This window comes from Rhodococcus sp. P1Y, assembly GCF_003641205.1.
Lineage (GTDB): Bacteria > Actinomycetota > Actinomycetes > Mycobacteriales > Mycobacteriaceae > Rhodococcoides.
Genome location: NZ_CP032762.1, coordinates 2,917,903 through 2,940,293, shown reverse-complemented (window position 1 = coordinate 2,940,293; position 22,391 = coordinate 2,917,903). Strand labels below are relative to the sequence as shown.

Annotated in this window: 23 protein-coding genes; 14 read left to right on the top strand and 9 right to left on the bottom strand. The window is 63.5% G+C overall.

The window, feature by feature from the left end:
* Nucleotides 1–40 precede the first annotated feature (40 nt).
* Nucleotides 41–871: a DUF2797 domain-containing protein gene (locus D8W71_RS13570; protein ID WP_236077423.1), complete on the bottom strand. Its 831-nt coding sequence runs from the start codon at nt 869–871 to the stop codon at nt 41–43.
* Between the two features lie 68 nt (nt 872–939).
* Nucleotides 940–1,563 carry a uracil phosphoribosyltransferase gene (upp, locus tag D8W71_RS13565; RefSeq protein ID WP_121119127.1) on the bottom strand — a complete coding sequence of 208 codons (624 nt, stop codon included), beginning with the start codon at nt 1,561–1,563 and terminating at the stop codon, nt 940–942.
* A gap of 94 nt (nt 1,564–1,657) precedes the next feature.
* Between upp and D8W71_RS13560 the strand changes: the two genes are divergently transcribed.
* The 5 genes from D8W71_RS13560 to D8W71_RS13540 are packed head-to-tail and all read left to right on the top strand — an operon-like array spanning nt 1,658 to nt 5,011.
* Nucleotides 1,658–1,957 carry a type VII secretion target gene (locus D8W71_RS13560; protein ID WP_236077422.1) on the top strand — a complete coding sequence of 100 codons (300 nt, stop codon included), beginning with the start codon at nt 1,658–1,660 and terminating at the stop codon, nt 1,955–1,957.
* Nucleotides 1,954–3,102 carry a C40 family peptidase gene (locus D8W71_RS13555; RefSeq protein ID WP_121114115.1) on the top strand — a complete coding sequence of 383 codons (1,149 nt, stop codon included), beginning with the start codon at nt 1,954–1,956 and terminating at the stop codon, nt 3,100–3,102. The genes D8W71_RS13560 and D8W71_RS13555 overlap by 4 nt, the downstream gene beginning before the upstream one ends.
* Nucleotides 3,099–3,422: a hypothetical protein gene (locus D8W71_RS13550; protein WP_121114114.1), complete on the top strand. Its 324-nt coding sequence runs from the start codon at nt 3,099–3,101 to the stop codon at nt 3,420–3,422. Before D8W71_RS13555 ends, D8W71_RS13550 begins: the two co-directional genes overlap by 4 nt.
* Nucleotides 3,419–3,721, top strand: a complete 303-nt coding sequence (locus tag D8W71_RS13545) for a YbaB/EbfC family nucleoid-associated protein (RefSeq protein ID WP_236077421.1) — start codon at nt 3,419–3,421, stop codon at nt 3,719–3,721. Before D8W71_RS13550 ends, D8W71_RS13545 begins: the two co-directional genes overlap by 4 nt.
* Nucleotides 3,722–3,736: 15 nt before the next feature.
* Nucleotides 3,737–5,011: a primosomal protein gene (locus tag D8W71_RS13540; RefSeq protein ID WP_121114113.1), complete on the top strand. Its 1,275-nt coding sequence runs from the start codon at nt 3,737–3,739 to the stop codon at nt 5,009–5,011.
* Nucleotide 5,012: 1 nt separating this feature from the next.
* Here the strand turns inward: D8W71_RS13540 and D8W71_RS13535 are convergent, their stop codons facing one another.
* Complete coding sequence (locus tag D8W71_RS13535; protein WP_121114112.1) at nt 5,013–6,137, bottom strand: adenosine deaminase; 1,125 nt, start codon at nt 6,135–6,137, stop codon at nt 5,013–5,015.
* Nucleotides 6,138–6,332: 195 nt separating this feature from the next.
* Here D8W71_RS13535 and D8W71_RS13530 point away from each other — a divergent pair, with 195 nt between their 5' ends.
* Together D8W71_RS13530 and D8W71_RS13525 are read left to right on the top strand one after the other, a co-directional pair.
* Nucleotides 6,333–7,853, top strand: coding sequence for an APC family permease (locus tag D8W71_RS13530; protein ID WP_121119123.1), 1,521 nt, complete (start codon nt 6,333–6,335; stop codon nt 7,851–7,853).
* Between the two features lie 16 nt (nt 7,854–7,869).
* A complete protein-coding gene (locus D8W71_RS13525; protein ID WP_121114111.1) occupies nt 7,870–8,727 on the top strand; it encodes a universal stress protein in 858 nt (285 codons plus the stop codon).
* Between the two features lie 18 nt (nt 8,728–8,745).
* On the opposite strand, the gene D8W71_RS13520 is transcribed toward D8W71_RS13525, so the two are convergent.
* Both D8W71_RS13520 and D8W71_RS13515 read right to left on the bottom strand, forming a co-directional pair.
* Nucleotides 8,746–10,158, bottom strand: coding sequence for an NAD(P)/FAD-dependent oxidoreductase (locus D8W71_RS13520; protein WP_236077875.1), 1,413 nt, complete (start codon nt 10,156–10,158; stop codon nt 8,746–8,748).
* Complete coding sequence (locus D8W71_RS13515; RefSeq protein WP_121114109.1) at nt 10,155–11,672, bottom strand: gamma-aminobutyraldehyde dehydrogenase; 1,518 nt, start codon at nt 11,670–11,672, stop codon at nt 10,155–10,157. Before D8W71_RS13515 ends, D8W71_RS13520 begins: the two co-directional genes overlap by 4 nt.
* A gap of 141 nt (nt 11,673–11,813) precedes the next feature.
* Here D8W71_RS13515 and D8W71_RS13510 point away from each other — a divergent pair, with 141 nt between their 5' ends.
* Together D8W71_RS13510 and D8W71_RS13505 are read left to right on the top strand one after the other, a co-directional pair.
* Nucleotides 11,814–12,278 (top strand): Lrp/AsnC family transcriptional regulator, encoded by a 465-nt coding sequence (locus D8W71_RS13510; RefSeq protein ID WP_121114108.1) that lies wholly within the window; start codon nt 11,814–11,816, stop codon nt 12,276–12,278.
* Entirely contained in the window at nt 12,275–13,642 is a 1,368-nt protein-coding gene (locus D8W71_RS13505; RefSeq protein ID WP_121114107.1) for an aspartate aminotransferase family protein, read from the top strand. Before D8W71_RS13510 ends, D8W71_RS13505 begins: the two co-directional genes overlap by 4 nt.
* Here D8W71_RS13505 and D8W71_RS13500 read toward each other — a convergent pair.
* Nucleotides 13,639–14,919 (bottom strand): thymidine phosphorylase, encoded by a 1,281-nt coding sequence (locus D8W71_RS13500; protein ID WP_121114106.1) that lies wholly within the window; start codon nt 14,917–14,919, stop codon nt 13,639–13,641. The two genes, D8W71_RS13505 and D8W71_RS13500, sit on opposite strands and share 4 nt — an antisense overlap.
* A complete protein-coding gene (locus tag D8W71_RS13495; RefSeq protein ID WP_121114105.1) occupies nt 14,912–15,325 on the bottom strand; it encodes a cytidine deaminase in 414 nt (137 codons plus the stop codon). The genes D8W71_RS13500 and D8W71_RS13495 overlap by 8 nt, the downstream gene beginning before the upstream one ends.
* Before the next feature lie 269 nt (nt 15,326–15,594).
* Here D8W71_RS13495 and sdhC point away from each other — a divergent pair, with 269 nt between their 5' ends.
* From sdhC to D8W71_RS13475, 4 genes are read left to right on the top strand one after another with little or no spacing between them, the layout of a single operon-like run.
* Entirely contained in the window at nt 15,595–16,005 is a 411-nt protein-coding gene (sdhC, locus tag D8W71_RS13490) for a succinate dehydrogenase, cytochrome b556 subunit (RefSeq protein ID WP_121119121.1), read from the top strand.
* A complete protein-coding gene (locus tag D8W71_RS13485) occupies nt 16,005–16,460 on the top strand; it encodes a succinate dehydrogenase hydrophobic membrane anchor subunit (protein ID WP_121114104.1) in 456 nt (151 codons plus the stop codon). The genes sdhC and D8W71_RS13485 overlap by 1 nt, the downstream gene beginning before the upstream one ends.
* 16 nt (nt 16,461–16,476) lie before the next feature.
* Nucleotides 16,477–18,228 (top strand): succinate dehydrogenase flavoprotein subunit, encoded by a 1,752-nt coding sequence (gene sdhA, locus D8W71_RS13480; protein WP_121114103.1) that lies wholly within the window; start codon nt 16,477–16,479, stop codon nt 18,226–18,228.
* A gap of 1 nt (nt 18,229) precedes the next feature.
* Nucleotides 18,230–19,012, top strand: a complete 783-nt coding sequence (locus D8W71_RS13475; protein WP_121114102.1) for a succinate dehydrogenase iron-sulfur subunit — start codon at nt 18,230–18,232, stop codon at nt 19,010–19,012.
* A 76-nt stretch (nt 19,013–19,088) separates the two neighbouring features.
* Here the strand turns inward: D8W71_RS13475 and D8W71_RS13470 are convergent, their stop codons facing one another.
* Together D8W71_RS13470 and D8W71_RS13465 are read right to left on the bottom strand one after the other, a co-directional pair.
* The gene (locus tag D8W71_RS13470; protein ID WP_121114101.1) at nt 19,089–20,294 is read right to left on the bottom strand and encodes an acyl-CoA dehydrogenase family protein; all 1,206 of its coding nucleotides are present in this window, start codon (nt 20,292–20,294) and stop codon (nt 19,089–19,091) included.
* Nucleotides 20,291–21,481 carry a CaiB/BaiF CoA transferase family protein gene (locus tag D8W71_RS13465; RefSeq protein WP_121114100.1) on the bottom strand — a complete coding sequence of 397 codons (1,191 nt, stop codon included), beginning with the start codon at nt 21,479–21,481 and terminating at the stop codon, nt 20,291–20,293. The genes D8W71_RS13470 and D8W71_RS13465 overlap by 4 nt, the downstream gene beginning before the upstream one ends.
* 105 nt (nt 21,482–21,586) lie before the next feature.
* Between D8W71_RS13465 and D8W71_RS13460 the strand changes: the two genes are divergently transcribed.
* Nucleotides 21,587–22,318, top strand: a complete 732-nt coding sequence (locus tag D8W71_RS13460; protein ID WP_121114099.1) for an IclR family transcriptional regulator — start codon at nt 21,587–21,589, stop codon at nt 22,316–22,318.
* The last annotated feature ends 73 nt before the right edge of the window (nt 22,319–22,391 follow it).

The window sequence follows — 22,391 nt, the reverse complement described above, 5'->3', positions numbered from 1 at the left end:
AAATACATACTCTGCTATGTATTTCCACTCACGTGGACCTTCAGAACAGCGCCGACTGCACCGGCGGCAGCTCGGTCGAATAATCACCGAATTCGACACGGCGCCCTTTGAGTTCGTGCAGGTCGACGACGTAGGAGCTGTCCTCGACCGTGACGACAGCAGTCTGTCCGATACACGCGTCGACGGTGAACCCATGAGTCCCGGCTGTGAGGTCGTTCGGGTATGCGAGCCTGTTTCCCGTTGCAAGGTCACGGAATCCCGGTGCTTGCCAGGACTCGTCGACGATCCTGTATTCGGTCTCTCCGTCCTCCGGCTCGATCATCGAGCGCACACGCGCAGCGAGGGCGCCGGTCGCGGCATCGAGTCGGGCGGTGTCGATCGGTAATGCCAACGCTGCGGCCTTCGCGGACGATCTGACGGCCTGCCGCACCTGGAGCGCCTCGGTCACCCGGTCTTCGAGTACGCGAATCACCTTGCCGTCCTCGGCCCGGGCGACGTACTGGGCGCACATGGCGCCTTGCTCGGCAAGCCTGCCCCACTTTCTCGTATCCGCGGCGGTACCGACCTTGTGCACGCCGTTCGCGAACGTCGCGATGTACAGCCAATGTGGTTGCATGACGTGCGCTTCGAGCTCACGAGAGACGAATCCACCCCGATGGATGGTGTGCACGAAGCGAAATCCGTCCTTGGACTCGCACTCCGCGCACTGCGATCCCACATCGACCGGACGTTGCTGCGGGCACGCGACGTACTCCGATCCCTTTCCCTTTCGAAAGGCGATCCGCCCGGTACACCATCGCTGCACTCCGAGGGCCGCGAACCCGACACGGTTGCCGCGCAGGCCGACATAGCCGACTTCACGTGTACCCACGTCGACGAAACGAATACGAGGATCGCCCTCACTCGCGGGCCACGTCACCCCGAGGACGAGTGAGGCGGTCAGCGCGGACCGAACTGACGGTCACCCGCGTCACCGAGCCCGGGAACGATGAAGGCGTCGTCGTTGAGTCCGTCGTCGATGCTGGCCGCGACCAGTCGCACCGGCAGTCCCGACGCCTCGAGCGCGGCCACTCCCTCGGGAGCCGCGACCACGCAAATGGCGGTGACGTCCGCTGCTCCTCGACCGACAAGCAGCTCGATGGTGTGAACCATGGACCCACCTGTGGCCAGCATCGGGTCGAGGACGTAGACGGGCGTGCTGGAGAGATCGTCGGGCAGCGACTCCATGTACGGGACCGGCTGATGAGTCTGCTCGTCCCTGGCCATCCCGACGAATCCGACGCGCGACTGCGGGATCAGCCCGCTGGCTTTTTCGACCATGCCGAGTCCTGCCCGTAGCACTGGAACCAGGAGCGGTGGTTTCGCCAACCTGGTGCCCTTGGTTACTGCCACCGGCGTCTTGACGTCGAAGACATCGATCGCGGCGTTGCGGGTGGCCTCGTAGACCAACATGTGTGTGAGCTGGCGGAGTGCAGAGCGAAATGTCGCATTGTCGCTGCGTTCGTCGCGCATCGTCGTGAGCAGGGCAGCGGCCAGTGGATGTTCGACCACATGAGTTTCCATGACGACAAGGATAATTGCGGGAACCGATCCGAGCTCACGTGCGTCGAAACCTGTAGGCACTTCTCTGCGAAGAGACAACTCCTTGGGGGCGGCGATGACAGAAGTATCGGCAGTATCGGCAGGAATACACGCGTATTCCGCGACGACAGCGGCCATGGCGACCGAACTTGCGGCTGCCGCAGCAGCAGCCGTCGCAACCGGCCCGGCGATGCTTGCGCCCGTGTTCGGGCTGATCGGAACCGAATTTCTCGCTGCGTTCACGGGGGTCCACTCCGCCCACGCTGCGGCAGTCAGCAGTTTGTCGCACACTGTCGCCAGCATCGGAACGGCCGCGGCGCAGTCCAGCGCGGAGTACGACCTCGCCGACGCAGCCACCGCAGCGAGCCTGCTGTGATCGACCTCCTGGCGAAACCCATCACCGATCTATTGGAGGCTTTCGGTTCCGGCGCCGTCCCTGCCGGCGGACCCGCCGATATTCTGAGGTCGTCGTCCCGTGCATTGGACGCGGTACAGGGAATCGGACGCTCGGCCATCGGCGAACTCGCGAGCACGTGGAGCGGGCCGGCGGCCGGCGCAGCGGTCGAACTTGCGGAAAAAGCACACACCAGCGCGCTCGGCCTCTCCGACCATGGCGCCGAGATAGCTGCCGTTGTCGATCGCGCGTGCGAAAAGGTCCATGCGGGACTCGTCGAACTGCAGGCGATACTGCAGTCGTTCGTGTCCGTTGCGACGGCGTCGGCGCCGATGCTCCTGACGCCGCCGGGGCAGTCGATGCTCATCGCCGCCGCGATCGAACATCTCCAGCGTGCCCTCGCCGTGGTGGCCCGAGTGCGCGGTGAGCTCGCCGTGCACACCGCCGAAATCAGCGCCTACAGTGAACCGCCACCGGTCCCCGGACCCGCGGGGACGGCGCCCGCAACCTCGCCTGCGTTCACCCCGTCGAATCACGGTTCCGATCCCGGTAGCCAATTCGGTCAGAATTTTCTGAAAACCGTCTCGTCATCGGCCTCGGAGTTCGTTCCCGACAGATCGACCAGCTTCGGGACATCCCCTGCTGCCGCCGTCTCTGCACCGTCGTCGCAGGACATGTCGATGTACAGCGGCGTCCCTCCGAAAACCTCGGCAGAGGAACAAGACTCGGGGCGAGGTGTCCAGGTTGCGCTCCCGGATGGAAGCGTCGCAGTCGCTCCGAACGAGCAGGCAGCAGGAGCCGTGCGGAGTGCGCTGACGCAGCAGGGCACCCCGTATGTGTGGGGCGGGACCGAGCCGGGACGCGGTCTCGATTGCAGCGGACTCACCCAGTGGGCGTACGGGGAGCAGGGCGTCGAGCTACCTCGGCTGGCTCAGGAACAGAACATCGGATCCCAGGTCCGTCAGGACGAACTCATGCCGGGCGATCTCGCGGTATGGGACGGGCACGTCGCCATGGTCATCGGCAACGGACAACTGGTCGAGGCGGGCGATCCGGTGCAGGTCGGAGACATCAGAACCACCAACAGCGGAATGGGATTCATGGGCTTCTACAGGCCGACCGAATGAACGAGACAGCGGCGTGGGCCGCCACGAGATCGAAGTCCGTTCGCGTTTGGGCGACCGAAGGCGGCGTTCCCACGGAAGTTCGGATCGATACTCACGAATTGCGCTTCGGCGGAACAGAATTGGCTCACACGATTCTCGACCTACACGCCCGGGCCACCGCGGCGGCCCGGGCGCAGCGGCGCGCACAGCTCGAACGCGAAGGCGTCACCGAGGACGTTCTCGATCGACTCGGCCTGCCTCGCCCATCGCAGATCGCCGAGACCGAGAACGACCTGATGGACGCCGAAGCTCCGCCGAAGAGCTGGCTCGAGTCGCTGTGAACGACAAACTCGACTCCATTGTCGAGCGCGCCGATCGCGCACTGGCAACAATGCACGACGCCTCCGAGACACTGTCGGCGCTACGAGTGATGCGGAGATCGGTGGACGGGCTCGTCACTGTGCTGGTCGACGGAACAGGGGCGATGATCGATCTCGAACTGGAACCTGATCTGTCCCGCACGTCGGTTCGACACCTCGAGGCCGCCATCGTCGCCACTGCATCCGAGGCTGCGACCGAGGCGCTGCGACAGCGTGCGCGCATCCTGGAGCAGATGCAAAGTTCGCTCTCAGGCACCTGAGATAGGGTTCCAGCCATGGCTGGCGACATCATCCCGATCGAACTTGGTCTCACCCGCGGCGACTTCGTGACCCTGTGGGCTCCTCAGTGGCACGAAGGCGACGACGAGTGGGAGGCGTTCCTCGGACACGAGGACGACCTGTACGGATTCGAAGCCGTCGCACATCTGGCCGCGTTCATTCGCACCGACGACGACAACGACCTCGTCGACCACCCGTCGTGGAAGATCGTCGTGGCCCTCGCCGCCAACGAACTCGAACCCGACGAACTCCACCGCTTCGACCTCGTCGGTGTGCCGGAACTGGTGGCCGAAGATCCCGACTCGGACATCCTCGCCGAGCTCGCCGCGACCTTCGAGATCGTGCAAACCCTCGGCGACGTATGCGAACTGAGCACTGTCACTTCGTTCTTCGCTGGTAATCCGCATCTCGGATCGGTCGGCATCGGCGTCGACGCGTACGTCGGCAAAGAAGGCCAGAACCTCTGGGACCGGATCGGTGCGTCGGTAGCCAAGAGCTGGGACGACGTCATCGACGCCATCGACTCCGTGGTCACCACACCGGATGTCGACGCCTCCGCCGTCGAGGTCGCCGAAGCAGAACTCCTCGCGGCAGCCGAGAACGAGGTCGACGTCGACGACGTCTCGGACGAAGACGACGACAACACGGAAGACGACAACACGGAAGACGAGATCACCGAAGACCAGCGCACGGCCGATCCCGTCGCCGACGCTGCCGCCGACGCGAACTTCTGGACCACGGTCGGAATCGACCCCGTCCGCATCATCACCTCCGAGGACACCTACTACACGCTGCGTTGCTACATGGACGACGAGCCGATCTTCCTGGGCCGCAACGGCAGTATCACGGTGTTTCGATCGGAACGAGCACTCGCGCGATACCTCGCGGACGACCACGATCACGATCTCGCGAAGGTAAGCACCTACGCAGAGGTGCAGACGGCGGCCATCGACGGATCGCTCGACATCACCGTCACCGACGACAACGTCTACGTGCTGCCCGGGTTGGCCGACGATCTCGCCGGTGGACCGGAAGCCGTCGACACCGATCAGTTGGATCTGGCGGTGGAACTCTTCACCGACGCAGCCGACTTCGCCGATGACGACTCGGTCGACACCGCACTGGCACGTTCGACGCCTCTGGGCTGGTACGTCTCGTACACCCTCGAACCCGACCCGAACAGACTCGCCCCGAGCGCGCCGTTCGATGCTGAAGCCGAGGCGTGGCGAGCACTCGAGCGTGAGTTCGAGGCCCGCCTCCGCAAGGAGTGATCTAGCCGACGAGAACCGCGTATCCCGGCTTGACGACGTCGTCGATCAATTCGAGTCGCTCGTCGAACGGGATGAACGCAGACTTCATCGCGTTGATCGTGAACCGCTCCAGATCGGTCCAGCCGTATCCGAAGGTCTGAACCAGCTTGTGCATTTCGCGCGTCATCGACGTATCGCTCATCAACCTGTTGTCCGTGTTGACCGTGACGCGGAAACGCAGGCGCGCGAGGAGGTCGAAGGGGTGCTTCTCGATGCTGTCGACGGCGCCGGTCTGGACGTTGGAACTGGGGCACAGCTCCAACGGCATTCGGGTGTCCCTGACGTAGGCCGCAAGGAGACCGAGTGATGGTGTGCCGTCGGACGCAATCGAGATGTCGTCGATGATCCGCACACCGTGACCCAGCCGGTCGGTGCCGCAGAATGCAACGGCTTCCTGAATCGACGGTAACCCGAAGGCTTCGCCGGCGTGAATAGTGAAGTGCGCGTTTGCTGCTCGCATGTACTCGAACGCATCGAGGTGCCGACTGGGAGGAAATCCCGCTTCCGCGCCTGCGATGTCGAATCCAACGACACCGCGGTCGCGGAACCGTACGGCGAGTTCGGCGATCTCGCGTGACCGAGCCGCATGCCGCATCGCCGTCAACAGGCATCCGACGCGAATTCGCTTGCCGTTCACGCGCGCCGCCGATTCACCCGCCCGGAACCCTTCCAGGACGTGCTCGACGACCTGATCGAGCGTAAGGCCGCGCTCCAAGTGCTGCTCGGGAGCGAACCGCACCTCGGCGTACACAACACCGTCGTCCGCCAGATCTTCCGCACATTCACGCGCAACGCGGAAGAGACCTTCCGGGGTCTGCATCACCGCAACCGTGTGCGCGAACGTCTCGAGGTAGCGCTCGAGCGAACCGCTGTCGGCTGCGTTGCGAAACCACTCACCGAGCGCCGGCCCGTCGTCGGCAGGCAACGCGTCGTAACCGCACTCCCGTGCGAGCTCCAGCACCGTCTGCGGCCGAAGTCCGCCGTCGAGATGGTCGTGGAGGAGCGCTTTCGGGGCTGTCTTGATGGAACCAAGGTCGAGCGGCGTCGCGCCGCTGTTCGGGATCGACGATACTTCGGCAGTACTCATGGTTCGACGGTAGCGCGAACGGGCCCTGCCCGCGTGGCATCGGAACCGAACCGCAGCGTGGTTCGGCTACCTCATCTACAACCCATTTCGTTGCATTGTCACCTCTTTGTAAACAATTCCGTCGATCCTTAGCGAGACTGCAACCGAAATCGTATCGTTTGGACAGTCGGTCCGACCCCCGAGCTTGGAGTGATCATGTCTGTTGCGGAACCGCCTGCGACGTCTCCCCCTCCCGACGTTCCAGCGGGCAAGGGCCTGAACACCGGGGCCCTCGGCCTCGTCGGAAACATCGTCATCGGACTGTCGGCGGTCGCCCCGGCGTACAGCCTCGCCGCGACACTCGGGTACGTCGTGCTTGCTGTCGGCGACAAGGCACCCGCGATGTTCCTGGTGGCGTTCGTGCCCATGCTGCTGACGGCGTTCGCCTACCGTGAGCTCGGGCGCGACACCCCCGATTGCGGCACGTCCTTCACCTGGGGCACCAAGGCATTCGGGCCATGGGTTGGATGGATGGCAGGATGGGGGCTAGCGGTGTCCGCAATCATCGTTCTCGCGAACGTCGCGGAAATCGCAGCGCTATACCTCTTCGAATTCCTGGGCCTGGAGGGTGCCGCCGAATCCACGGCCGCGAAAGTCGCGCTCGGTTCCTTCTTCATCGTGTCGATGACCTACGTCAGTTTCCGCGGAATCCTCATCAGCGAGCGGATGCAGAACGTGCTGCTGATCGTCCAGTTCGGCGTCCTCATCGGCGTCTCCGTCACCGCTCTGGTCAAGGTCGCGGCAGGCACAGCGGGCCCGCAGGCCATCACACCTCAGCTGAGTTGGATCATTCCCACCGGGGTCACGATGTCCGATGCAGCCCAAGCCATCATCCTCTGCATCTTCATCTACTGGGGCTGGGACGCGTGTCTCGCTGTCGGCGAGGAAACGCGAGATTCGGAGAAGACTCCAGGACGAGCCGCTGTTATCACAACGCTGATTCTCGTCGCGACGTACGTTCTCGTCGGATATGCGGTGCAATCCTTCGCGGGTTTCGGCGAGACCGGAATCGGCCTCAACAACCCGGACAATGTCGACGACGTCCTGACGATCCTCGGCGATCCGGTCGCAGGCTCGATCGTCGCGTCGCTGCTGCTGCTGACCGTCTCGATCTCGGCGCTGTCCTCGACCCAGACCACGATTCTGCCTACCGCCCGCGGAACTTTGTCGATGGCCGTCTACGAGGCCATCCCCAAGCGATTCGCCAGCGTGCACCCCAAGTACATGACGCCAGGGTTCGGAACACTCGTCATGGGTGGCGCCGCGCTTGCGTTCTACTTGGTACTGACGTTCGTCAGTGCGAATGCGCTTCAGGATTCGGTTGCGTCACTGGGTCTGGCAGTTGCGTTCTACTACGGCATCACCGCCTACGCATGCGTATGGTACTTCCGCCGGACACTGCTGAAGTCTCTTCGGAACCTCTTCATGCGCGGCATCTTCCCGCTCCTCGGCGGGCTGTCGATGACCTGGGCTTTCGTGCAGAGCGCCGTGGACATGATCAAACCCGATTACGGCTTCACCGTGTACGGTCCGATCGGTGGGGTGTTCGTCCTAGGAATCGGCATGCTCGTGCTCGGGATTCCGTTGATGCTGCTGTGCTTCGTCGGTAACCGAGACTTCTTCCAGGGCAAGACCTTGACTGCAGCCACCGAGGTCAAAGTCCCGGACACCTACTAGTAAGGATCTCGAGAAGATGAAACTCACTGTCGGGTACCTCGCCACCCCGAGTGGCGACGACGGCGTCGCGCTGGCCGCAGTACTGGCATCGGCACTCGACGCATCGATCGACATCGTCATCGTGATCCGCTCCGACGAGCCGGTGATGGAGGGAAGCGGTCCGTACCGAAAGGTGCTCACCGCTCAAGCCGAACAGTGGCTCGCGGCGGCGCGATCGCTCGTCCCGGGTGACTTCGACGTAACGACCCACATCGCCGAGCACGAATCGTTCGCTCAGGGTTTGATGGAATTCGCTGCCGAGCACGATGCGGACATGATCGTCGTCGGCGGGGCGGGCGACGGGCTGCTGAACCGGCATACGGTCGGAACTGTTGCCGCGCAGCTGCTGCACGCGTCTCCCGTTCCGCTCGCGCTCGCTCCCCGCGGATATCGCGATCGCGCCGGACGTGCGCTCTCCTGCCTCACCGCCGCCGTACCGACGCGCGCCGGTGCGGCCGACCCGTCAGCGCTGGCCATCGCGATCGCCAGCGCTGCACACGTCCCGCTGCGGCTGGTTTCGCTCGTGTCCTTGGAGGACGGCGGTTTCGACAGCGACGGTCCATCTCTCGAGACCCGACGTCGCTATGTCGCCGCGGCAGAAGCAAACTTGGAGAACGCGACTCGTCGACTTCCTGACATCGAGGGACTCGAATCCGTCGTCGCCGACGGATCGAGTCTGGACGAGGCCGTGGCGTCGCTGCAGTGGTCCGATGGGGACATTCTGTTCCTCGGTTCCAGCCGGCTTGCGGCACCGAAACGGGTGTTCCTCGGCTCGAGTGCGGCGAAAATTCTGCGGGCCACCCCTGCCCCGGTCGTGGTCGTACCGCACGAGTAGGCGCCGTCGGCGAAGCGCCTAACTGTCGAAGCCCAACCCTGCCTTGTCCATCGCTCGGAGCCACCAGCCGCGCTTACCTTCGTTGCGATCAGCTCGGGCGAACTGATGCCGGGTGATGTTGATGCCCAACGATTTGGCAGGCTCGGGCGGAAACGGTAGTGGTTTGCTGCGCACCATATTCAGTCTGGTGCGTTCGGTGTCGAGGCCATCCAGCAGGTCCAACGCCGTGCGAGCGCCGAAATGCGACGCCCCCACCCCGAGCCCGGTGAACCCCACAACGCTGGCGACGCGGCCGTCGATACCGAGATCCCAGAACGCACTGAACCGAGAGCACGTGTCGATGGCGCCGCCCCACGCATGAGTTGCCTTGATCCCCTCCAGAGCCGGGAACATCTGCAACAGATGCTCGGCAAGCAGCGCAAACGTATCGGGGTCCTGCCGGCGTCGCGGGTCGACGTCGTCGCCGAAGTAGAACGCCTCCCAACCGCCGAACAAGATTCGGTCGTCGGCGGTCAACCGGAAATAATGAAACCGGTTCCCGCTGTCGGCCAACCCTTCTCGGCCCGACCATCCGATGAGAGCCATCTGCTCGGCGGTCAGCGGCTCGGTCATGATGACGTAATCCCATACCGGCACGATCCGCCTGCGCACCGATTTCCTCAACGGCTTCGTCGCAGCAGTAGCCAACAGAACCCGGCGGGCCTGGACCGTCCCGTACCCGGTACTCACACGTACTCCGGCACCGGACTTCGTCAGCTCCCCCACCTGACTGTTCTCGTGGATCGTGACGCCGAGCGACTCGGCCGCATCGGCCAGACCCCAGGCCAATTTGGCCGGATCGACGAGCATCACGTCGGGATCGAACAGAGCCCCCTGCGCCATGGGAGAGGACACCCGGCGGGCAACGGCTTCTCGGTCCAGATACTCCATCGCCGCGCCTACACTCGACGCGTCCTTAGCCATTGCCCGCAGTTCATCGGTCTGCCACTCGAAGTTCGCGATATCGAGTTCACCGGTGCGCTCGATACCGGCGTCGATTCCATATCTCAGACAGCTACTTTCGATCGCATCGAGCGTATCCGTTCCCATCCGCACAAGCGTCGGCATCTCCTCGGCGTACCGATCGAGACCGTTACCGAGCCCATGAGTGAGGCTCGCCGAACAGAATCCACCGTTGCGTCCCGATGCGCCGTCGGCGATACGGTCACCTTCCAAGAGCACGATGGACCGGTCCGGATTCTCCTCCGCTGCCTGCACAGCTGCCCACAGTCCGGTGAAACCACCGCCGACGATCACGAGATCCGCCGCCGATACGCCGTGATATCGAGGCCTCGGAGCCGGCCGCTCCGGGCGATCGAGCCAGAACGACTCGGGCGCAGCGTTCGCCACCATGTCGAACCCGCGGGTCGTCGGCTTCTCGGCCCAACTCACTGTGCCCCTCCCGCCGTACCCGGTCGTTCCGCAGGCTCCACTCCTGCGAACACTGTTCTGTGCCATGGTTTACGAGCGACGCCGGTGATGTCGGTCATCACATGCTTGACCGTCGAATATTCCTCGAACGAGTAGGTCGACATGTCCTTACCGAATCCCGACGCACCCACACCCCCGTGCGGCATCTCGCTGATGATCGGAATGTGGTCGTTGATCCACACACATCCGGCATGGATCTCTCGCGACGCCCGTCCCGCCCGATAGAGGTCCCTCGTCCATGCTGATGCGGCCAAACCGAAGGACGTGTCGTTGGCCATACGAAGTGCGTCATCGTCACCGGAATGTTTCGACACCGTCAACACGGGCCCGAAGATCTCCTCGCGGTACACCTCGTCCCGCTCCCCCACCCCGGCGAGAAGGGTCGGCAGGTAGAACGCGCCTGGTGCGTCGGGGGCACGGCCACCGCACACCACCCGAGCCTCGGTACGCGCAACCATGGCCGCGACTCGATCTCGGTGGGCGAACGAGATCAGTGAACCCATGTCCGTGGACGGATCCGACGGGTCCCCGACCACGACGCACCGCATCAACTCGGCGACACCGTCGACGAACGCATCGTAGAGCGGTTCGGCCACAATGGCTCTCGTCGCCGCAGTGCAATCCTGGCCCGAATTGATCAGCGCGCCCGCCACGGCGCCGTGCACGGCGGCATCGAGGTCGGCGTCGTCGAACACTACGAACGGCGCCTTTCCTCCGAGTTCCAGTTGAACCCGCGTTCCGTTCACCGCAGCCTGGGCCATGACGGTTCGGCCGACGGGAGTCGAGCCGGTGAAGGTCATGACATCGATTCCTGGGTGGCCGGACAGCGCAGCGCCCGCGTCGACTCCGGTGCCGGTCACGACGTTGAACACGCCGTCGGGAAGGCCCGCCTCGGTGGCCAGTTGCGCCAATCGCAGCGTGGTCAGCGGCGTCAGCTCACTCGGCTTGAGGACCACGCAGCAGCCGGCCGCGAGGGCGGGTATCGCCTTCCACACCGCCATCTGCAGCGGGTAGTTCCACGGGGTGATCGACCCGACAACTCCGATGGCTTCACGGCGTATCGACGAGGTGTGCTCACCCGAATACTCCGCCGACGCCTTGCCCTCCAAATTCCGTGCTGCACCGGCGAAGAACTCGATGTTGTCGATGCTGCCCGGGACGTCGAACTCGGTCGCCAGTCGAATCGTCTTGCCGGTCTGCACCATCTCTTCGCGCGCGAAATCTCCCGCTCGACCGGCCACCAGAGATGCCAGTTCCCGCAGCACGGAGGCCCGGTGCGACGGCATCGCCTGCGACCACGCCGGAAACGCCTCGCGTGCAGCCGTAACCGCGGCGTCGACTTCGGTTGGTGTCGCCAGCCGTAGGTGTGCCACCGCGTGCCCGGTTGCCGGGTTCACCACTGTATGCGTGCCCCCGGTTCCGTCGACTGCTCGTCCAGCGATCCAGCAGCCCGCGATCATCGGCGCATTCTCCATAACCGAACCCTACCGAGGCCGCCACGGATTCTCTAGTTTTTCAGGCTCTTGACGACGGATTCGGCAGATTATCTGCGAAATAGAAACTGAATCCTTCCCAGCAGGGTTGAGAATTCACGTCGGACAGTCCACTATCGACGTATGCCCGAACAGCCGCCGACCCCGTTGGACGACGTTTCCAAAGCAATCATCGAGCAACTGCAAGAGGATGGTCGACGGTCGTACTCTGCCATCGGGAAGGCCGTCGGCCTCTCCGAAGCCGCCGTGCGACAGCGTGTTCAGAAGTTGACCGAAACCGGCGTCATGCAGATCGTCGCAGTCACCGACCCGGTTCAGGTTGGATTCAACCGTCAGGCAATGATCGGGATCAGGTGCACCGGTGACAGTTACGAGCTCGCCGAGGAACTCGCCGCCCTCGACGCCGTCGACTACGTCGTACTCACCGCCGGCTCGTTCGACATCGTCGTCGAGGTCGTGTGCGAGAACGACGAGCACCTGTTGCAGATTCTCAACAAGCACATTCGAACAATGCCCGGTATCACCAGTACCGAAACGCTTGTCTATCTCAAACTCGTCAAACAACAATACAATTGGGGTACCCGATGACGAAAACCACAGCCGAACTCGACGCCTCGGCCGCCCGGCACCTGTGGGGCCACTTCGCTCGCCACGGCGCAGGCGTCACGCCGCCCATCATCACCCGAGGCGAAGGCTCGACCATCTACGACTCCAACGGCAAGAGCTACATCGACGGTCTGTCGGGGCTCTTCGTCGTACAGGTAGGTCACGGCCGCGAAGAACTAGCCGAGGCCGCGGCGAAGCAGGCCAAGGAACTGGCGTTCTTTCCACTGTGGTCCTACGCGACTCCGCCTGCGATCGAGCTGGCGGAGCGGCTCGCCGGGTACACCCCGGGCGACCTCAATCGCGTCTTCTTCACCACCGGGGGCGGCGAGGCCGTCGAAAGTGCGTGGAAGCTGGCCAAGCAGTACTTCAAGAAGGTGGGCAAGCCAGGCAAGCACAAGGTCATCTCACGGGCGATCGCGTATCACGGAACTCCGCAGGGTGCGCTCGCGATAACGGGTATTCCGGCCCTCAAAGAGCCCTTCGAACCACTGACGCCAGGAGCATTCCGCGTTCCGAACACCAACATCTATCGCGCGCCCGCACCACTGGACACCGATCCGAAGGCCTTCGGAATCTGGGCTGCGGACCGCATCGCCGAAGCAATCGAGTTCGAGGGACCGGACACAGTGGCCGCGGTCTTCCTCGAACCGGTACAGAACGCAGGCGGTTGCTTCCCGCCACCGCCCGGGTACTTCGAGCGCGTCCGTGAGATCTGTGATCGCTACGACGTGCTGCTGGTATCCGACGAGGTAATCTGCGCGTTCGGCCGAATCGGATCGATGTTCGCGTGCACCGACTTCGGCTACACCCCCGACATCATCACCTGCGCAAAAGGGTTGACGTCCGGCTACTCGCCCATCGGCGCGATGATCGCATCCGACAGGCTGTTCGAGCCGTTCGACGACGGCACTTCCAGCTTCGCTCACGGATACACCTTCGGCGGGCACCCGGTGTCCTCGGCGGTCGCAATGGCCAACCTCGACATCTTCGAGCGCGAGGGGATCAATGCCCACGTCGCGCAGAACGCACCCGCGTTCCGCGCGACGCTGGAGAAACTGAACGACCTCCCCATCGTCGGTGACGTCCGCGGTGAGGGGTATTTCTACGGAATCGAACTGGTCAAGGACAAGGCCACGAAGGAAACCTTCACCGACGCCGAAGCCGAGCGCATTCTGCGTGGTTTCCTCTCCACCGCCCTGTTCGACGCCGGCCTGTACTGCCGTGCCGACGACCGCGGCGACCCCGTCGTCCAGCTCGCCCCTCCACTGATCTGCGGACAGAAGGAGTTCGACGAGATGGAGTCCATCCTGCGCAGCGTGCTCACCGAAGCGGGCCAGCTCCTCTAGAGGCCGACACGTTCGATGACTATCGGCGACGTTTCGTAGGCGTCGCCGATAGTCCAGGCGTCGGCGATGGCCGCGGTGGCGTGCTCGAACTTCTCCGGAGTGTCCGTGTAGAGCGTTGCCAGCGGCTGCCCCGCGAGCACCCGGTCACCGGGCTTCGCGTGCAGCCGAACGCCTGCCGCCGCCTGGACCGGTTGCCCCTGCCGCTCGCGGCCTGCGCCGAGACGCCACGCAGCGACGCCGACCCCCATTGCATCGAGAGCGGTCACGACACCATCGGACTCGGCTGTGATGACCTGAGATTCCTTCGCTACCGGCAGCGCCGCGCCCGGGTCGCCGCCCTGTGCGGCGATCATCGCGCGCCACCGGTCCATCGCGCTGCCGTCGGCGAGCTTGTCGGCAGGGTCGACGCCCTCGATTCCCGCTGCCGTCAGCATGGTCCGCGCGAGGGTCACCGTCAGTTCGACGATGTCCGCCGGTCCGCCGCCCGCAAGGACTTCCAGCGATTCCTCCACCTCTACGGCATTGCCCGCGGTGAGACCGAGCGGTGAATCCATCGCGGTGAGCAGGGCAACCGTGCGCACTCCCGCGTCGGTGCCGAGGGCCACCATCGCTTCTGCCAGAGCACGTGCGTCGGACAAGTTCTTCATGAATGCACCTGCGCCGACCTTGACATCGAGGACCAGCGCGCCTGTGCCCTCGGCGATCTTCTTGCTCATGATCGAACTGGCAATGAGCGGGATCGATTCCACGGTTCCGGTGACGTCACGCAATGCATAGAGCCGTTTGTCGGCAGGCGCGAGGTCCGCGCCCGCTGCGCACACCACCGCGCCGACAGCGGGATCGGCGAGGATCGAATGGATCTCGTCGCCGGTCAGGTCCGCGCGCCATCCTGGAATCGACTCGAGCTTGTCGAGCGTTCCCCCGGTGTGGCCGAGCCCGCGACCGGACAACTGCGGAACCGCAGCCCCACAAGCAGCGACGAGCGGGGCCAGCGGCAGCGTGATCTTGTCTCCCACACCTCCGGTCGAGTGCTTGTCGACCGTGGGCACAGGAAGCGACGAGAAGTCCATTCGGCTACCGGACGCAATCATCGCCGCGGTCCACCGGCTCAGTTCCGGCCTCGTCATACCGCGCCACAGAATGGCCATCGCCAACGCCGACATCTGCTCGTCGGCGACCACCCCTTTGGTGAAGGCGTCGACGACCCAGTCGATTTGCGCGGAAGTGAGCGTGTGGCCGTCGCGCTTGGCTGCGATGATCGAAACTGCGTCAGACATGGTCGACCACTCTGCCCGAATCGAGGTCATCCGGCCCGAAGGCGGCGGGAAGCAACTGCCCCAGCGGCGTGGGGCCACTGTCGGTGTCCACGAGCAGATCCGCTCCACCGAATTCGAACAGCAACTGCCTGCACCGTCCGCACGGCATCAGGCGAGCACCACGACTGTCACAACAGGTGAATGCGACGAGCCGCCCCCCGCCCGTCGCCTGCAGATTGGACACCAGTCCGCACTCCGCACACAGGCCCAAACCATATGAGACATTTTCCACATTGCACCCGGTGACAATTCGATCATCGTCGACTATCGCTGCGGCGCCCACCGGATAGTTGGAGTACGGCGCATAGGCTTGCCTCATAACCTGATGAGCACTGTCTCGCAACGTTTTCCAGTCAATTTCAGCCATAGGTCCAATACAATCATGCCGTCGAGCCGGGTGCAGTGCGGTTGACTGAACCGATCATGAAGAATTGGAAAGGCAAACCTAACAACGAAATACTGGTCAGTACGAATCTCGAGTCGAATTAGTTCCATGTTTCCAATGGGTTTACAGTTCAAAGACGGCGGCTCTTCGATAACCGTTCGGAGCCGGAGTACGACAAATCGAGCCAGGCGTCCAAGCCCCGGCTACCAGGCTCGACGCGTCCACCAATGACGTTGGAGGCTTTGCACTCGATGAGTAGCACGACGGAAGTCGCTCCGGCCAAGGAGCGTAAGCGGTCCCTGTATCGCGGGGACCCAGGCATGTGGTCCTGGGTTCTGCACCGGATCACCGGTGTATTGGTCTTCTTCTTCTTGTTCGTCCACGTTCTCGACACCGCGATGGTGCGTGTCAATCCGGAGACGTACGACGCGATCATCGACACCTACAAGACGCCGCTCGTCGGCCTCATGGAGATCGGTCTCGTCGCTGCAGTGCTCTATCACGCACTCAACGGCATCCGCGTCATGCTGGTGGACTTCTGGTCACAGGGACCGAAGTACCAGAAGCTGATGCTGTGGATCATCGCCGCGGTGTGGATCGTGGTCATGGTTCCGGGAGCGGGCCGAATCTTCTACAACATGTTCACAGCGAGCGGGCACTGATGGCAACGACACACGGACCCGAGGCCAAGTCCCTCGGCAAGAACTACGACCGCCCAGCCAGTCTGGACAACCCACGTTCGCCGCGACGGAAGTCGCGGGGCAACTTCGAGCTGTATGCATGGCTGTTCATGCGCTTCTCGGGCCTCGCACTCGTCGTCCTCGTCCTGGGCCACATGTTCATCATGCTGATGCTCGACGAAGGCGTGCACCGGATCAACTTCGCGTTCGTCGCCGGACGTTGGTCGAGTCCCTTCTGGCAGTTCTGGGATCTGACGATGCTGTGGCTGGCCCAACTGCACGGTGGCAACGGCCTGCGCACCATCATCGCGGACTACTCCCGCAAGGACTCGACGCGATTCTGGTTGACGACTCTCCTCGTCCTGTCGATGATCCTCATCATGGGCCTCGGCACCTACGTCATCTTCACCTTCGATCCGAACATCTCGGCGAGCTAAGGGAACTGAAGCATTCATGCAGGAACATCGTTATGACGTGCTCATCGTCGGCGCCGGCGGCGCAGGCATGCGAGCTGCCATCGAAGCCGGCCCACAGGCTCGCACGGCGGTACTGACCAAGCTCTACCCGACGCGGTCGCACACCGGTGCGGCTCAGGGCGGCATGTGCGCCGCCCTCGCGAACGTCGAGGAAGACAACTGGGAGTGGCACACCTTCGACACCGTCAAGGGTGGCGATTACCTCGCCGACCAGGACGCCGTCGAGATCATGGCCAAGGAAGCGATCGACGCAGTCCTCGATCTCGAGAAGATGGGTCTGCCGTTCAACCGCACACCCGAGGGCAAGATCGACCAGCGTCGCTTCGGTGGCCACACCCGTGACCACGGTAAAGCCCCTGTTCGTCGTGCGTGTTACGCCGCAGACCGCACCGGCCACATGATTCTTCAGACGCTGTACCAGAACTGCGTCAAGCACGACGTCGAGTTCTACAACGAGTTCTATGCACTCGATCTCTGCCTCACCGAGACCGACAACGGCCCGGTCGCCACCGGCATCGTCGCGTACGAGCTGGCCACCGGTGAACTGCATATCTTCCACGCCAAGTCGATCATATTCGCGACCGGCGGCTCGGGACGTATCTACAAGACCACGTCCAACGCGCACACCCTGACCGGCGACGGCATGAGCATCGTCTTCCGCAAGGGTCTGCCCCTCGAAGACATGGAATTTCACCAGTTCCATCCGACAGGTCTCGCCGGCCTTGGCATTCTCATTTCCGAGGCCGTGCGAGGCGAGGGCGGCATCCTCCGCAACGAATCGGGCGAACGCTTCATGGAGCGCTACGCCCCGACCATCAAAGACCTCGCGCCCCGCGACATCGTCGCGCGGTCGATGGTGCTCGAGGTGCTCGAGGGACGCGGCGGCGGACCCAACAAGGACTACGTCTACATCGACGTGACCCATATCCCGGAAGAGGTTCTCGACGAGAAGCTCCCCGACATCATGGAGTTCTCGCGCACGTACCTCGGCGTGGATCCCGTGAAGGAGCCGGTGCCGGTCTACCCCACCTGTCACTACGTCATGGGCGGTATTCCCACCAAGATTCGCGGTGAGGTGCTGCGCAACAACGACGACATCGTGCCCGGCCTGTACGCCGCGGGCGAGTGCGCCTGCGTGTCGGTGCACGGCGCGAACCGTCTCGGCACCAACTCCCTGCTCGACATCAACGTCTTCGGACGGCGCGCGGGTATCGCAGCGGCAGAGTACGCAAACTCGGTGGACTTCACCCCGCTCCCCGAGGAGCCGGCCAAGATGGTCGAAGAATGGCTCGAGCTGGTCCTGTCCGATCACGGGCACGAGCGCGTCGCCGACATCCGGTCCGAGATGCAGCAGTCGATGGACAACAACGCCTCGGTGTTCCGCACCCAGGAGCGACTCGAGACCGCACTCAAGGATGTGCGCGCCCTCAAGGAGCGCTACAACCACATCACCGTGCAGGACAAGGGCAAGCGCTACAACAGCGATCTGCTCGAGGCCATCGAGCTCGGCTTCCTCCTCGAAATGGCCGAGGTGACCGTCGTGGGTGCTCTGAACCGCAAGGAATCGCGCGGTGGACATGCGCGCGAGGACTTCCCGGACCGCAACGACGCCGAGTACATGAAGCACACCATGGCCTACAAAGAAGGCACTGGCCTGCTCACCGACATCCGTCTGGACTACAAGCCGGTAATCCAGACCCGCTACGAGCCGATGGAGCGGAAGTACTGACATGAGCGCACCCACACTGGACAAGAAATCCGATCAGAACGATCTGCCTCCCGTACCGGACGAAGCAGTCATGGTCACGCTCAAGATCGCTCGGTTCAACCCCGAGAGCGGCGACGGACAACGGTGGGACACCTTCCAGGTGCCCACGCTGCCGACGGATCGTCTGCTCAACCTGTTGCACTACGTCAAGGGCTACCTCGACGGCACGCTCACCTTCCGTCGTTCGTGCGCGCACGGAGTCTGCGGCAGTGACGCGATGCGCATCAACGGGGTCAACCGTCTCGCCTGCAAGGTGCTGATGCGTGACATGCTCCCGAAGGACTCGTCGAAGACCCTCAACATCACAATCGAGCCCATCAGGGGTCTACCGGTCGAGAAGGACCTCATCGTCAACATGGAGCCGTTCTTCGACGCGTTCCGCGCCGTCAAGCCGTTCCTCATGACGACGGGTAACGAGCCGACTCGGGAGCGGATTCAGTCCGCCGCCGACCGCGCACGGTTCGACGATACGACCAAGTGCATCCTGTGTGCTTGCTGCACCACGTCGTGCCCGGTCTTCTGGAGCGACGGCAGCTACTTCGGTCCGGCTGCGATCGTCAACGCGCACCGGTTCATCTTCGACAGCCGCGACGAAGGTGCCTCCGAGCGTCTGGACATCCTCAACGACGTCGAGGGTGTGTGGCGCTGCCGCACCACCTTCAACTGCACCGACGCATGTCCCCGCGGCATCCAGGTGACCAAGGCAATCCAGGAAGTCAAGCGAGCGCTGTTGTTCGCTCGCTAGAATCTCACTCGCAAACAAGGTCCATTCATACGATTTGATCGTATGAATGGACCTTGTTTGCATTCTGGGGGGACGGTCAGACGAACGCGCTGAATCCCGTCACTCCCCTGCCCACGATGAGGTTGTTCATCTGCGAGGTTCCCTCGTACGAGTACAGGGCTTCGGCGTCGGTGAAGTAACGAATCACGTCGTGCTCGATCAGGATTCCGTTGCCGCCCATGATCTCTCGGGCCCAGCCGACGACCTCACGCAGACGCGTCGTGCAATAAGTTTTGGACAACGCCGCATGCTCGTCGTAGTGGATGCCTGCGTCCTGTAGCTGCGACACCCGCAATGCCATGCCGAGGCACGCGGTGATGTTGCCCGCCATCCGTGCGATGAGGTCCGAGATGAGCTGGAACGACGCGATCGGCTTGCCGAACTGCTCACGTTCCTGGGCGTACGCAACAGCCCGCTCGAACGCGCCGATCATGACGCCTACCGCTCCCCACGCAACGCCGCCTCGCGTCAGGCGCAGCACCTTGGACGTATCGGCGAACGAGTTCGCGTGTTCGAGCTTGTTGGCCACCGGGACTCGGCATTCCTCCAGATATACATCCGCATTTTCGACGGCACGGAGCGAGTACTTCCCTTCGATCTTCTCGGCGCGGAAGCCGTCGAACTCCTTCTCCACGACGAATCCTTTGACCTCGCCGTCGGCTTCGTCCTTCGCGAACACAATGATCAGGTCGGCGAACGTTGCGTTGCCGATCCATCGTTTGCTGCCGTTCAGAATCCAGTGGTCTCCGTCGAGGCGAGCGGTGGTCTCCAGTCCGCCCGACACGTCGGAACCGCCGTGAGGTTCGGACAGCCCGAAGGCACCGATCTTTTCCATGCGGCGCATGGACGGCAGCCAGCGCTCGCGCTGTTCCTCGGACCCGAGTATCGAGATACTGCTCATCGCCAGCCCGCTGTGCACGCTGAACATCGTCCCCGTCGACGGGTCGATTCGTGAGAACTCCATGCCGAGCCACCCGGTGAGCACTTTGCGTGCCGGCGTGCGTCCCTCGAATTCGTATCCGAGTCCGGTGATCTCGAGCTCGGCGATCTTCGGGAGCAAGTGCACAGGCGACTGGGCCTTCTCCCAGAACTCGTTGGCCCGTGGCGCGACCTCGGCGGCCAGAAAATCCCGCACCTTCAGCACGATCTCGGCTTCGTCGTCGGTCAGAATGCCTTGGTAACCGAACAGATCAGCGGCGAGGAAATCAGGTTCGAGCGGTCCGAGCGGGTCGTGCTTACTCATGAGAGGGACTCCTTTGTCCTGTCGGTCGACTCCACTGATACCCGATTCAGCTCGGCGAACACCTCGTCGTTGTGCTCACCCAGGCCGGGGGCCGGGCGACGAATCGACAGCGGAGTCTTGCTGAACCGCATGGGGATTCCGACGGCTCGGTAGGCACCCTCAGTGGGATGCTCGGCGACATCGAGGAGATGACCGTCTTGTACGTAGCGCGAATCCGACGCGTTCTCCATGTCGAGAACCGCAGCCATCGGAATGCTGTACGACGCGCACAGACTTTCCCACTCCGCCGTGGTCCGCTCCGGAGCGATCGCCTCGATCGCCCCGTACAGCTCGCCCATATCGTCGAGAACGGCCTGCCACGTCGAGAACCGAGGATCGTCGTTGAGGTCCCCGTGGCCAGAGGCGTCGAAGAAGTCGTGCACGTTGGCCGGGCTGTACGGCAGGATGCACGCCCACCCGTCCTTCGTCTGCACGGCACCGTGATTCGCACTGAGTGACCGGTAGAACCCCGTTGGCCCCACGGGCGGTTCGAAGGTGTGGCCGCCCAGATGTTCGACGAGATTGAACGCGAGCATGGTGTCGGTCATCGGCACCTCGATGTGCTGCCCCTCCCCGGTTGCACGCAGGTGGACGACAGCTGCCAGCGTGGAGTAGACGATGGTCAGGGCGCAGACCTTGTCGGCCAGAATCGTCGGAACGTAGTTGGCCTTACCGGTCGCGCGCCGCATGAGGTCGGTCAACCCGCTGGCCGCTTGGACGATCTCGTCGTACGCAGCGTGATCGGCAAGGTCGGAGTCGGACCGGAACCCCTGCGCGCTCGTGTAGACCAGGCTCGGGTAGCGGTCCTTCAGCGATTCGTAATCGAAGCCGAGCCGCGCCAGCGCGCCCGGTCGCATGTTGGTGACGAGTACATCCGCATCGGCCAGCAGCCGATGCAGATCGTTCTTTCCGCCTTCGGTCTTGAGGTCGAGCATGACGCTGCGCTTGTTTCGGTTGACGTTGAGCGCGAGCGCACCCATTCCGTCGCCGCGGCGAGGTACCGACCGCCGGGTGGAGTCACCGGTGGGCGACTCCACTTTGACGACGTCGGCTCCCAGGTCACCGAGTATCTGCGCCGCATACGGCCCCATGACGACGGTGGCGAGATCGATCACCCGAATGCCTTCGAGCGGTCCCTGTGTGCTCATGAGCTCCTCCTGATGTCTCCCCCGACCGATGCACACAACATTACCTACGCTAACAAGTTATACGCAATGTATTAACCGCCATACCTATATAGATAGAATCGATCAATGGCCGAAGACAAACGCCGCCCCCACCATCGAGCGGTCGACCGGATCGCAGCGCTGCTCGGCGCGGCCACGACCGAACCGCGCGGGCTCACGCTGACCGAGCTTGCCCGTTCCATCGACGCGCCTCTGTCGTCTGTGCAGAAGCTCGCGTACGGACTCGTCGCGTCGGGGTTTCTCGACGAGCGAGATGGGAGATACACGGTCGGACCGTTGTCGGCGGTGCTCGAACGGCGATCGGGTCGCACGGCCATCGCGGATTTCTCACGGTCCCGCCTGGCCGAACTTCACGAGCGAACCGGTGCGGCCGCGTTGCTCGTCGTCCGAATCGGCGACGACGCCGTCAATATCGAATCCGTCGGCCTCACCGACGCAGCGGCATTCGTCGACACGACACGATGGCGCTACCCCCTGCCCGCCACCGCAGGCGGACGTGTCCTGCTGGCCTATATGCCGGAGCGACCCCGCCGGGAGTGGGCCGCCGAGAATCTCCGCGAGGATCCGGAACGGACGATGATTCTTCTCGACGAGCTGGACACCATCCGCCGTACCGGAATCGCGGTAGGCCCGAGCGGAACCCTCCGCCCTGATCTCGAATCGGTTGCTGTTCCCCTGGTTCGCGACGGAGAAGTAGTGGCCGCGGTCGCTCTCACCCGTTCCCGCGTCGGCGCTCGCATACCTCTCGGCGCACTGAAGGATGCACTGTCGGCAGCAGTCAGCGGGCCACTGCCGTGACCGCTCGTCCCGCGCCCTTCGGCAGCAGCGGCCCGCCGAGTACGGCGAGGCTCATGGATACACCCGGCGCGGC